This is a genomic window from Glutamicibacter sp. NPDC055354 (assembly GCF_053644955.1).
On the sequence record NZ_JBSHMB010000004.1, the window covers coordinates 308361 to 321160 of the forward strand.

Annotated in this window: 9 protein-coding genes and 2 tRNA genes; 8 read left to right on the forward strand and 3 right to left on the reverse strand. The window is 60.2% G+C overall.

Annotated features, from left to right (window positions below; translation table 11 throughout):
- Positions 1-31: 31 nt before the first annotated feature.
- Entirely contained in the window at positions 32-2152 is a 2121-nt protein-coding gene (locus tag ACWICV_RS16550) for a RecQ family ATP-dependent DNA helicase (RefSeq protein WP_332498832.1), read from the forward strand.
- Between the two features lie 30 nt (positions 2153-2182).
- Complete coding sequence (locus ACWICV_RS16555) at positions 2183-3100, forward strand: hypothetical protein (protein ID WP_332498833.1); 918 nt, start codon at positions 2183-2185, stop codon at positions 3098-3100.
- A 144-nt stretch (positions 3101-3244) separates the two neighbouring features.
- Here the strand turns inward: ACWICV_RS16555 and ACWICV_RS16560 are convergent.
- Positions 3245-3336, reverse strand: a tRNA-Ser gene (locus tag ACWICV_RS16560).
- A gap of 63 nt (positions 3337-3399) precedes the next feature.
- Positions 3400-5487, reverse strand: coding sequence for a prolyl oligopeptidase family serine peptidase (locus ACWICV_RS16565; protein ID WP_454091361.1), 2088 nt, complete (start codon positions 5485-5487; stop codon positions 3400-3402).
- 56 nt (positions 5488-5543) lie between these two features.
- Between ACWICV_RS16565 and ACWICV_RS16570 the strand changes: the two genes are divergently transcribed.
- Complete coding sequence (locus ACWICV_RS16570) at positions 5544-7559, forward strand: FAD/NAD(P)-binding protein (RefSeq protein ID WP_454091362.1); 2016 nt, start codon at positions 5544-5546, stop codon at positions 7557-7559.
- A 49-nt stretch (positions 7560-7608) separates the two neighbouring features.
- On the opposite strand, the gene ACWICV_RS16575 is transcribed toward ACWICV_RS16570, so the two are convergent.
- Positions 7609-7696 (reverse strand) — tRNA-Ser (locus tag ACWICV_RS16575).
- A gap of 62 nt (positions 7697-7758) precedes the next feature.
- On the opposite strand from ACWICV_RS16575, the gene ACWICV_RS16580 reads away from it, so the two are divergent.
- From ACWICV_RS16580 to ACWICV_RS16600, 5 genes are all read left to right on the forward strand, one after another.
- Positions 7759-8736 (forward strand): NAD(P)H-quinone oxidoreductase, encoded by a 978-nt coding sequence (locus tag ACWICV_RS16580; protein ID WP_400291626.1) that lies wholly within the window; start codon positions 7759-7761, stop codon positions 8734-8736.
- A 109-nt stretch (positions 8737-8845) separates the two neighbouring features.
- On the forward strand, positions 8846-11080 hold the full coding sequence (locus tag ACWICV_RS16585) for a carbon starvation CstA family protein (protein ID WP_454091363.1): 2235 nt from the start codon (positions 8846-8848) through the stop codon (positions 11078-11080).
- 2 nt (positions 11081-11082) lie between these two features.
- Positions 11083-11274 carry a YbdD/YjiX family protein gene (locus ACWICV_RS16590; RefSeq protein ID WP_073707480.1) on the forward strand — a complete coding sequence of 64 codons (192 nt, stop codon included), beginning with the start codon at positions 11083-11085 and terminating at the stop codon, positions 11272-11274.
- A gap of 153 nt (positions 11275-11427) precedes the next feature.
- A complete protein-coding gene (locus ACWICV_RS16595) occupies positions 11428-11877 on the forward strand; it encodes a hypothetical protein (protein ID WP_105662501.1) in 450 nt (149 codons plus the stop codon).
- Positions 11878-11945: 68 nt separating this feature from the next.
- Positions 11946-12788, forward strand: coding sequence for an aldo/keto reductase (locus ACWICV_RS16600; protein ID WP_105662502.1), 843 nt, complete (start codon positions 11946-11948; stop codon positions 12786-12788).
- The last annotated feature ends 12 nt before the right edge of the window (positions 12789-12800 follow it).

Below are 12800 nucleotides of genomic sequence, written 5' to 3' on the forward strand. Positions count from 1 at the left end.
AATCGTGGGCAGGAACTGAAATACTGGAGGCATGGATGGCTCAACGCAGGTGGATCTGAAAACGCTGGCACTGCAGAAACTGCGCGCACTGGTGCAAAACCCGGACGCGCAGTTCCATGATGGCCAGTATGAAGCGATCAGCGCACTGGTGGCCGAGCGGCGCCGCGCACTGGTCGTCCAGCGTACCGGCTGGGGCAAGTCCGCCGTGTACTTCATCGCTTCCCTGCTGCTGCGAGAACAGGGCTACGGGCCAACACTGATCGTTTCCCCGCTGCTGGCATTGATGCGCGACCAGGTTGCGGCCGCGGAGCGTGCTGGAGTCCGCGCTGCGGCCATCAATTCGGCCAATGTGCTCGAATGGCGTGAAATCCTCGAAAAGCTGCAACGCAATGAGCTCGATGTGCTGCTGGTGTCCCCGGAGCGTTTGAACAATCCATCCTTCCGCGAGCAGCAGCTGCCGATGCTGATGCAGCGTTTGGGCCTGCTGGTCATCGACGAGGCGCACTGCATTTCGGACTGGGGCCACGATTTCCGCCCGGATTACCGCCGCATCCGGGACCTGATCGCCCGATTGCCTCAGGGCCTCCCGGTTTTGGCGACCACTGCAACAGCGAACAGCCGAGTAGTCCAGGACGTTGCCGAACAGCTGGCCGGCGGCACCGAGGAGGTCTTCACGCTGCGCGGCACCCTGGCTCGCGACTCGCTGCGCCTAGGTGTCCTGCGTCTGGCTTCGCCGCGCATGCAGTTAGCCTGGTTGCTCAGCCACATCGAGGACTTCAAGGGCTCGGGCATTATCTACACCCTGACGGTTTCTGCGGCCGAGGATATTGCTCGCCTGCTCAAGGATGCCGGGCACGAAGTTGCTGCCTACACCGGGCGCACCGATTTGGAAGAACGCGAACGCCTTGAACAAGCGTTGAAGAATAACGAAGTGAAAGCGCTGATCGCCACGAGCGCCTTGGGCATGGGCTTTGACAAGCCAGACCTCGGTTTCGTCTTGCACATCGGTGCCCCCAGCTCGCCCGTGGCCTACTACCAGCAGGTGGGCCGTGCCGGGCGTGGGAGCATCAACGCAGATGTCCTGCTGCTGCCCGGGCCCGACGACTCGGAAATTTGGGAATACTTCGCCACCAGCTCCATGCCGGACCAGGTGCGCGCCACCCAGGTGCTCGAGGCCTTGGCCAAGACCGACGGTGCGATGAGTGTCCCGGCGCTGGAAAGCGCCGTGAACCTTCGCCGCTCGCCACTTGAGCTGTTGCTGAAGGTGCTGGCCGTGGATGGTGCGGTGGAGCGTGTTGCCGGCGGCTGGATGCGCACCGACATGCCATGGACCTATGATGCCGATCGGTACAAGCGAGTGGCGCAGAGCCGAATCCATGAACAAAACCTCATGGTCAGTTACGAGAACACTCGCGGATGCCGCATGCAGTTTCTGACCGACGCCTTGGATGATCCCCAGTCTGCTCCCTGCGGCCGGTGCGACAACTGCGCTGGCGTTTGGTTTGACGACCATATTCCTGACGATTCGAAGGACAGCGCGCAGGCGGCACTTGGACGGGTGGGAGTTCCTATTGAACCGCGCAAGCTGTACCCTTCGGGACTGGACCGGCTGGGGTACACGCTCAAGGGCAAAATCGCTATTGACGAGCAGGTGGCCACGGGCCGGGCGCTGGCTCGCCTGACCGACCTGGGGTGGGGCAACCGATTGCGCCAGCTCTTTGCCGACCCCACCGATTCCCCTATCGACAAGGCGATGTTCGATGCGTGCATCAAGGTGCTTGCCGAATGGAATTGGGAGGAACGTCCAGTGGGCGTTGTAGCCATGCCATCGAATAAGCGTCCCCAGCTGATCACCTCCCTTGCTCAGGGCCTAGCTGAGGTGGGACGGTTGCGCTACCTGGGGCAGCTCGAATATCGCGGTGCTGGACCACAGAATGGCCCGGGCGGGAATTCCGCTTTCCGTGTGGCTGCGGTTGCCGATGCTTTTGAACTTCCAACGCAGCTCGAACAGCTCATTGCCGACGCTCCAGGGCCGGTGCTGCTAGTTGATGATCTGGTTGATTCCCGGTGGTCCATGGCGATGGCTGGGCGGGCCCTGCGCATCGCCGGCGCACCGGGTGTCATGCCTTTCACTTTGGGCGTAGCCGGGTAATCGCACAGTTAAACAAAGTAGTCTGGAAGTATGGAATTTCTCATCTGGCTCGTTGTCCTCATCGCAGTGATTGCCCTGGGCTACTTCGGTCTGCAAGCGCTGCGCAAGAAGAACACTGCGCAAATCGCGCAGGCGATTTCCCGTGAAGCAGCGCAGGCGGCAAACGCGAGGCTGGATGATGCTTCACGCAATTCGGTGTACCGCAATCTGGCCAAGGGCGACGTCATGGGCGCGGTCAAGGATTTCCGCGCTGCTACCGGCGACTCGGTCAAGGATTGCGTGATTGCAGTACGCAGCCTCGACAAGTACCCGCAGACAGCCCCTGCCAAGGAATTGCCGAATGATGATGCCGAGATCAAGGCTTTGAGCGACAAACTCGAAGCTCAAGTTGAGCGCGAAGATCGTGAAGCGGCCGCCACTGCCGCAGAGGATGCCACACCAGCACCTGCCGATGACACTTGGGTTGTACCCCAGGAATGGAGCGAGCAGTTCAGTTCCCTTCAGGAACCAAGTGCTACGCACTTCAAGATGGCGTTCGAACTTGATGGCGAGAACCGCGAATTTTCCAGCGAACAACTGCCGGCAAATGAATACGACCAGCTATTCTCCATGCTGCGGGATTCCAATTTTGAAGAAGCGGCAAAGATCCTGCACGGCTATACGGATCTGCCGGTCGAAGACCTGGAACGCATGATCGCGACGTCTCCCATGTCTGGCGCGAGCGCCAACGGCAATATTGCAGACTTCCGCTTTGAAGGCCAGGGCCCGGATGGTCCAGTGCATTTCGATGCTGCCGAACTTCCAGAAGCTGACCGCGAAGCGCTCTTCGACGCAATCGCCGATACCGATCTGGACCGGATGTCGGACATCATTGTTCGCCACACCTCGTTGCCAGAGGATATCGTGCAGAACATGCTGCGGACCTTCGTTAAGCGCGACGACCAGTAGCGGAGAAACTGCTGTCCTGGAGTTTTGAGAATCCCCCGAATTCACCGAAAAATCGGTGAATCCGGGGGATTTTCCGTATTCGGAACGTTCTCGTCGAAAAAGTGCCATATGAACGAAAAACCCCCTACCTGAGTAGGGGGTTCTTGGCGGACACGGGGGGATTTGAACCCCCGGTCGAGTTTTAGCCCGACCCTTCATTAGCAGTGAAGTCCATTCGGCCGCTCTGGCACGTGTCCATCCGCTGTTTCCAGCAGAATCTAGCCTACCCGAAGATGGGCGCGTGTTCCAAAACGAGAGAGCTAACGCACCTGTCGCCACAGGAATTCGTAGCTGGTCGCCAGCATGTTGGCGGTTGACTCGTTATCCGTTGACCCGGCATGGCCACCGCCCTGTGGCTCGTGGTACCGCACATTGGCAATGCCCAGATCCATCATTTTGGCTGCCATGATGCGTGCCTGCGAAGGGCCGACACGGTCATCAGAAGTCGTGGTCCAAATCAACGAGGCCGGATAGTCATTGGCTGGATGAGGCTGGTCGGTGAGTCGATGCACGGGGGAGAAAGTCCGCAGGAAGTCCCAGTCCCCGGGAACCTGCGGGTCGCCGTACTCGGCAATCCAGGAATGGCCGGCAGCTAGCTGCGTGTAGCGCTGCATGTCCAATAGCGGAACGCCGCAGGAAATTGCTCCGAACAAGTGCGGGTAGCCAGAGATCATATTGCCCATGAGCAACCCGCCGTTAGAACGCCCTGTCGCGGCCAAATGCGCGCGGGACGTCACCCGGCGAGCCACCAGGTCCTGGGCGATGGCTGCGAAATCCTCGTAGGCACGATGGCGCTTTTCACGCAGGGCAGCACGATGCCAATCCGGCCCGTACTCGCCACCACCGCGAATGTTGGCCATGACGTATACCGGTTTGCGGCCCTCAACGGTACGGCGCGATAACCAACCGGTGCCCATGGCGGCTGCATAGCCAGGAGTCATGCTGTGCTGGAAACCGCCGTAGCCGTCCATCAGCACCGGGTTCTTCCCATCGTGAACCAAGTCGGATGCCGCGACCTGGAAATATGGAACCCTGGTGCCGTCCGCAGAGGTCGCAAAATGCTGGGTGACTTCAAAACCACCGGCATCAAAGCGATCCGGCGATTTCTTCACGACCTTTGCTGCCGAACCAACTGTGCCGCGCAACAAGGTAGTAGGGGTAATGAATCCGGTGATGGTCATCCAATAGTCATCGCCATGCTCCGGGTCCTCATCATCAACGGCTCCCACCGAGACGCTGAGCATTGGATCCATCAGCGGCATGTCCGACTGGCTGAAATGATCTGCGAGATCAATAATGCGCACTTGCGAAGCCACATCATGCAATACGGTGAGCAGCAGATAATTGGCGGTAAAGCTCAGTGATTCCAGCGCAGTGTGCGCATCCGGGACGAAGAGAACCTTCTCGATGCTGCCGGACTCGAGGAATCTATCCAGCCGGGCGATAGCCAATGAACCCGCAGCGATCTTCTGGCCCTGGTGTTCCCAATTGGTTTGGGGAGCAAAGAGGACCCACTGCCGGTGCAGGCTGACCTGCACATCGGTCGGAACATCGATCAGATGGTGTTCCCCGTCGATGAGGACACCGGCAGTGGAATTGTAGAAGTCGATGGCATCAGTGGTGACCACGCGTTCGAATCCCGGAGACGAATCGAAGTAGCCGAAGGCTGCGACATGTTCTCTATCGACTTGGAAGAGAATTGGCGCTTCTTCGATCTCCATGCCGCGGCTGAGCCTTCGCAACGTCTTCGCGTAGGTCGAACGGGTCGTGAACTGCTCGCTGCTGGCGGAACCGACAAGCAACGTATCGTGGTCAATCCACGAGGCTTGGGTCTTCGCAACGGGAAGGTCGAAACCGCCGGCAACGAAGCTCTTGGAGGTCAGATCGAATTCGCGAATGCGCACCTGGTCGCCGCCGTCAGGACTCAAGCGAAGCAGGGCCCGCTGGTAGGCGCCGCCGGCCGCTGGACGCAGGAGTGCTGAACCAGCGAAATGCCATTCGCGGCCTTCCAACTGCGCATGCAGGTCAAGATCCAATAGGATTTCCCACTGCGGGTCGTCGCTGAGGTAGGAATTCCAAGTGGTGCGACGCCAAAGTCCAAGACGATGGGCGGAATCGCGCCAGAAGTTGTAGTAGTGATCGCCACGCTTGGTCACCATGGGAATGCGGTCTTGGGCATCCAGAACCGTTTTGATCCGCTCCGCAGTAGCATGGAACGAGTCGTCGTACAGCTCGGACTCGGTACGCTGGGTCTGATCCCGCACCCATTCGAGTGCCGTTTCGTCGTGAATTCCTTCAAGCCAGGAATACGGATCAGCGCTTGCAACCTCAGAATCATGCTCAGTCATGGCCATAGTCTATGCGTCTGGCCCATGCCCTGTTCCAAAGGTAATAACCTAGAGGAGTGAACAGCGAGATAGCAACACCAAAGAACGAGTTCAGCCTGGCCCTTGTCGGGGCAGGCCCACGCGGCACGAGCGTGGTTGAAAGACTCGCTAACTTGGCGTTGAAACTCCCGGCCCAAGGCACCGTTCTGAAAGTTACGGTCTTTGATCCGTTCCCTCCGGGCTCCGGCCACGTGTGGAACCCGAAACAGTCGGAGCATTTCCTGATGAACACCCCGTCATCATTTCCGACAGTGGCCCCCGAACGGTTGGGCGATGAACCGGGGTTGAGCTTTCGCCAGTTCGTCGCTCTTCGCGGTGATGGACGCAAGCTCACCGATGAGCATGCCAAGCTGATCGGGCAGATTGAACCCGGATCCTATCCGTCACGCGCAATCTACGGTGAGTACCTCGAGCACGTCTATGGCCGCAGCGCAGCGATACTTGCCACCCACGAGAATTTCAGCATCGAACACGTAGCCGCAGAAGTCATTGCGGTCCGCCCCGTCGGCAATGCCTATCAGGTCGATTTCCGCAGTATCCTGGAGGGCGCCGAAACCCGTCAGCTGGCCGCTGACGCCGTGGTGCTGGCCTTAGGCCACCAGCCGGCAGAACTGAACCCATGGCAGAAGCAGCTCAAGGAAGCTGCCTCCCAAGCCGGGGCCACCTACCTGCCACCGAATGTTCCAGCGGACCTCGACTACTCCCAGTTCAAGGAGGGCCAGCCTGCGTTGATCCGCGGGTTGGGCTTGAATTTCTTTGACGGCATGGCCGAGCTGACGGCAGGCCGCGGCGGGATTTTCCGTGAGGCCAGCACCGAGCCGGGGCATCGCCTGCAGTACATCGGCTCAGGCCGGGAGCCGGCACTGATCGTAGCTTCGCGCCGAGGTACCCCCTACTGGGGCAAGCCAGTAGTGGAGCAGTTCATTCCTGATGAAATTGAACTACGCTACTTCGACGCTCCGGAACTCATCGGGCGCCTTGCCGAAGCACGCGCCACCAACCCTGCCTCCTCCTTGGTGTTCTCACGCCATATTTGGCCCAAGCTGCACCGGGACATCTTGTTCGCCTACTACAGCACCTGCGCTCGCGCGCATGGTGCCCCGGAAGGTCTCGATGAGCGAGAATTCGTTGATCAGCTCGAAGCGATCCTCTCTGCGGAGCACCATGAAGGAAGCCAAGTGTGGCTTAGCGAACTGCGCAAGTTCGTCGGGCAGTTCCCGCAGTTGCAGTGGCTCGATGTGCCAAAGCTGGCAAGGCCATTTGAAGAACTCGGGTTCAGCTCCGATGAGCAATACCAGCAGGCAGTACGCGACTACCTCGTGGGCAATGCCCGGCACAGCACCGGCGGGCTAGAAGACCCGTTGTCATGCGCCATCATGACGATGAATGCCGGACGCATGCTGGTCAAGGAGCTGATTGCTTCCGGCGTGATCGACGAGCAGTCGCGCATTGAAGAAATCCAAGCGCACTTCGAGCCACTGGTCGAAGGACTGTCCTCAGGCCCGCCGCTCGAACGCATTGAACAGCTGCTGGCGCTCTCGCGCGCCGGGATCGTAACCTTCCTTGGCCCGGACCCGGAGTTCGGCTTCGACGAGGTTTCCGAGCAGTTCACCGCCTCCTCGCCCTGGGTAGATGCGGAGGTGCACACTGCGAAGACCATGTGCGAAGCGATGATGCCGAGTAACCGCGTGCTGCAAAATAACGCGGCACTGATAAAGCAGCTCTTGGGAGATCACGTAGCGCGCGTGCACACTTGGAAGAACACGGAAGGCGAAAGCCTGCCTGGATCCGGTTTCGACGTGGTCGGTGAACCATACCGTCTGGTCAACAGCGATGGGCTGGCGCACCGCGGGCTATTCGTGCTGGGATTGCAATTGTCATCAGCGCAGTGGGGGACCGCTATTGCCGCGCAAGCGGGCGACCTGCGCCACCCCGCGGCCCGAACCTTGCAAGACGCAGCCAACGTAGTGAACGAAGTGGCTCGCCTGGCGGGGCTGATCGTCAACGAAAGATTAAGCGCGGAGCAGTATTAAGCAGTTTGGCGGGCTGATCCAAGGATCAGCCCGCCAAACTCGAAAAGCGCGGATGGTATGGGATTTGAACCCATGAGACGGGGTTGCCGCCTACTGGTTTTCAAGACCAGCTCCTTCGGCCGCTCGGACAACCATCCAACCCGAAAAAGTATACGGCATGAACCCCTGTTGAAAGGAATTGAAGGCCATGAACGACGTTATGAACGCCTATATCTACAACGGTGCCGGTGGGCCAGAAGTCCTTGAACTGGTCCAACGGCCAATGCCGGTCCCCGCAGCTGGGGAAGTGCTGGTCAAGGTCGAGGCCTTCGGACTGAACCGCGCGGATGTGCAGCAGCGCAAGGGAGTGTATCCGCCACCTCCCGGAGCCAGCGATATCCCCGGGCTGGAAGTCTCGGGCAGCATCGTGGAGATCGGCGATGGCGTCAGCGGATGGAAACCGGGAGCGCGAGTTGCCGCCCTGCTCGCTGCTGGCGGGTATGCGCAGTACGTCAATGTTCCGGCAGAACTGCTCATCGAAATCCCTGAAACGGTTTCGAGCATCGAAGCCGCCGGGTTGCCGGAAGTCGCCGCCACCGTGGTCTCCAACCTCTTCATCGAAGGCGGACTGGGCCAAGACCAGGCGTTGTTGATCCATGGCGGAGCCGGCGGCATCGGCTCCATGGCCATACAGCTCGCCAAAGCCGCTGGCGCCCGCGTCATCGTCACCGCTTCCTCGGCAGAGAAATTGGACTACTGCCGTACCCTCGGCGCCGACGAGGGGATCAACTACCGGGAAGAGGACTTTTCTGCACGCGTCAAGGAACTGACCGACGCCAGGGGCGTGGATCTGATCCTGGATGTCGTGGGCGCCAAATACCTGGGGGAGAACGTCAAGGCGCTCGCCGTCGGCGGACGGATGGTAGTCATCGGACTGCAAGGCGGAGCCAAGGGAGAACTGAACTTGGGGCTGCTGATGAGCAAGCGGGCGCGGATCATCGGCACAACTTTGCGTTCCCGCCCGCTGCATGAGAAGGCGGAGATCGTTCGCCAGACCATTACCCGCGTGATGCCGCTGCTGGAACAGGGGAAACTGGCACTGAACGTCACCAAGGCCTTTGGATTCCCGGAGCTGGCCGCTGCCCACGAATACTTCGATTCCGGTGAACATACGGGAAAAGTTGTCATAGAGGTTTAAAGCAGCGGGAAACCAGTTGTAAGGTGACTCAGTAGTCATTAATGCGTGACTAGCCTAATAACCGCTGGTCGCGCACATCACTTGCACTGTTCCTAGGAGGTTGCTCGATTTGAGTACCCAAAATACCTTGCCACCAGCGGGTGTCGATCCTGAGGTTGCCGAACGCGAAGAAAAGCGTTGGACCCCCGCCAAGATCGCCATCTGGGTTGCCATCGCGCTGGTCGGCGGAATCGCATGGTCGATTCTCGCCTTCTCGCGCGGGGAAACCATCAATGCCATCTGGTTCGTCTTCGCCGCTGCTGCGACCTACCTGATTGCCTACCGCTTCTATTCGAAGTTCATCGAGCGCAAGATCGCCAAACCCGATGATTTCCGGGCCACCCCGGCCGAATCGGTCAATAACGGCCGTGATTTCGTTCCCACCGATCGCCGCGTGCTCTTCGGCCACCACTTCGCCGCCATCGCAGGCGCCGGTCCGCTGGTTGGACCGATCCTCGCAGCGCAGATGGGCTATTTGCCTGGCACCATCTGGATTATCGTGGGCGTGGTGCTGGCCGGAGCGGTCCAGGACTATCTCGTCATGTTCTTCTCCATGCGCCGTGGCGGACGCTCGCTGGGCCAGATGGCCCGCGAAGAGCTGGGCCTGATCGGCGGCACCGCTGCCCTGATCGCCACCCTGGCTATCATGATCATCATTACCGCCATCTTGGCGCTGGTGGTCGTCAATGCACTGGGCGAATCCGCGTGGGGTGTCTACTCGGTGGGCCTGACCATCCCTATCGCCTTGTTCATGGGCATCTACCTGCGGTTCATCCGCCCGGGCAAGGTCCTGGAAATCTCCATCATCGGCTTCGTGCTGCTGATGTTCGCGATCATCTCCGGCCGCTGGATTGCCGAGTCTGCGTGGGGTGCCGAGTTCTTCCACCTGGATCGCACCACCATCGCCTGGGCCATCATCATCTACGGCATCATCGCCGCGGTGCTCCCGGTATGGCTGCTGCTGGCTCCTCGCGACTACCTGTCGACTTTCATGAAGATCGGCGTCATCGGCCTGCTGGCCGTGGCGATCATCGTCGTCCGTCCGGAAATCGATGTTCCGGCCTTCTCCGAGTTCGCTGGCCGTGCCGATGGCCCGGTCGTTGCCGGGCACATCTTCCCATTCCTGTTCGTGACCATTGCCTGCGGTGCGCTGTCGGGCTTCCACGCACTGATCGCCTCGGGCACCACCCCGAAGCTGGTCGAGAAGGAAAAGCAAACCCGCTTCCTGGGCTACGGCGGCATGCTCATGGAATCCATGGTGGCCATCATGGCGCTGGTTGCAGCGATTTCCATCGACCGCGGCATCTACTTCGCGATGAACTCCTCGGCTGCCGCTACCGGCGGCACGGTGGAAACCGCGGCGGCATTCGTGAACTCGCTGGGTTTGGCCGGCGTTAGCCTGGATCCAAACCAGCTGACCGAACTTGCCAATAACGTGGGCGAGAGCTCGGTTGTCTCGCGTACCGGTGGCGCTCCGACCCTGGCTGTGGGCATTGCGCACATCATGCACCAGTGGTTCGGCGGCACCGCGATGATGGGCTTCTGGTACCACTTCGCGATCATGTTCGAGGCACTGTTCATCCTGACCGCGGTTGACGCCGGTACCCGTGTTGCGCGCTTCATGCTGCAGGACACCATCGGCAACTTCTTCCCGAAGTTCAAGGACACCTCGTGGCGTCCGGGCGTGTGGCTGTGCACATTGATCATGGTTGCCGGCTGGGGCTACATCCTCATCCTCGGCGTGACAGATCCACTGGGAGGCATCAACACCTTCTTCCCGCTGTTCGGCATCGCCAATCAGTTGCTGGCTGCGATAGCGCTGGCCGTGGTGATGACCATCATCGCCAAGCAGAACAACTTCAAGTACCTATGGGTCGTGGCTCTGCCGCTGGCCTTCACCGTGGTGATCACCTTCGTCGCGAGCTGGCAGAAGATCTTCTCCGCAGATACCAAGGTGGGCTACTTCGCCAACCACAACGCCTACAAGGAAGCTCTGGCCAATGGCGAGACTTCCCTCGGCTCGGCGGGCAGCGTTGAAGCCATGGAGGCCGTGGTCCGCAACACCGGTGTCCAGGGCTGGCTGTCCGTGGTCTTCCTGGTACTGACCGCCATCGTGCTGGTATCGGCTGTTGTCGCAACCGCCAAGGCCAAGCAGAGCGGTGGTGGCAACAGCACCGAGGATCCTGCCGTGCCATCGAAGATGTACGCACCCGCCGGCTTGATCTCGTCGCCTGCCGAAAAGGAACTTGAAAAGGCTTGGAAGCAAATCCCTGCCGAAGCCCAAGTCCAGCGAGGCGGCCACTAGCGATGGCGACGCTGTTGGAACGCCTGGGGCAAGCCAAGAAGTTTGTCGACGGGGTGCTCGGGGCCGACAAGTACCAGCACTACCTGGAACACCACGAACGCAATCATCCTGGCGCCAAGCCAATGACCGAGCGCGAATTCTGGAAGGACTACACCGACTGGCAGGAAAAGAATCCTGAAGGGCGTTGCTGCTGAACGCGACTGGTACCGGCCGTGAGAACCATTGGCGAAAGCGGATGGGGCTCGCGGCCGGTTTCGTTTTATGTCGACCCCGCTGCCGGGAACACTGCGGTGATCCCGGTAGGCTAGAACCAGTAATTCATCGGAATCCACCGGCAGAGAAGTGTAATGGCGTTCTTTTCACGACTGCGCGCTGAGCGTGCTGCTGCTCGCGAACTTGGCGAGGGCGTCTGGCGTCGCGCCCATGACCGTTTCCAGCGGTCATTGGACCGGGTCTTCCAGGTGGTAGAGGGCATCAACGATGACCAGGTTTACAATCAGCTGGTCCGAGAAGCCAATGAGATGGCTGTGCTGTTGCCGACCGTACGCCAGCTTTGCTGTGCGGCGCATCGGATCACCCCGAGCAATGACGACACGATCCCGCAGCTGACCTCTGCGGCGCATCGTTCGCTGACTAAGGCCGCCAATGATTTGGCGACGACCGCACAGGTCGTAGCGATGATGCGCATGCAGGCCGAAGCCGGCAAGCCGATCGATATCGAAGCCGTGCGCCATCGTGCCATGCTGGTGAAAGAAGACGTCAGCCGGGCCGTGCAATTGCTCGCTTCCAGCGAATAATTGGGTTTTCCCGATCGCTCGCGTGGTGTTCCACCGCGCAGGGCGCATCAGTGGACTAAATTAGTTGCATGACCCAAACAATTCCTGAACTGAAGTTCCTTGACGGAAACACCATCGACCAGCTTGGCTACGGCGTCTGGAAGGTCGCCGACGAGGACGCGGAAGCAGTCGTTGGCCAGGCCATCGACGCCGGCTACCGCCACATCGACACCGCACGCATCTATGGCAACGAAGCTGGCGTCGGCCGCGCAGTTGCAGCCAGCACCGTGCCACGCGAAGACCTCTTCATCACCACCAAGGTCTGGAACTCGGACCAGGGTTTCGAGAAGACCCTCGCCGCAGCGGATGCCTCGCTGGAACGGCTCGGCCTGGAATACGTCGACCTGTACCTGATCCACTGGCTGCAGCCCAAGCGCGGCACCTACGTGGACACCTGGAAGGCACTGATCCAGTTGCAGAAGGACGGCAAGGCCAAGTCCATCGGCGTTTGCAACTTCACCAAGGAAGCACTGGAAGAGCTCTACACCGAAACCGGCGTCCGCCCGGTGATCAACCAGGTCGAAACCCATCCGTACTTCCCGCAGGGCGAGCTGCGCGCCTACGAGGCCGAGCACGGCATCCTGCACCAGTCCTGGTCCCCGCTGGGCCACGGCGGCGAACTGCTCAGCGACCCAGTGCTGGTGGAGATCGCCAAGAAGCATGAAGCATCGGTGGCACAGGTAGTCATCGCGTGGCACCTGGCGGTAGGCAACGTGGTCATCCCGAAGTCGACCACCGAATCGCGCATCGTCGAGAACTTCGAATCGCTGAACGTGCATCTGGACGAGGAAGATCTGGCTGCCATCGCTACCCTGGACCGCGGAGCGGAAGGCCGTATCTCGGCTGACCCGGCAACCGCCGATTTCGAGTAAAAAAGCTAGGCA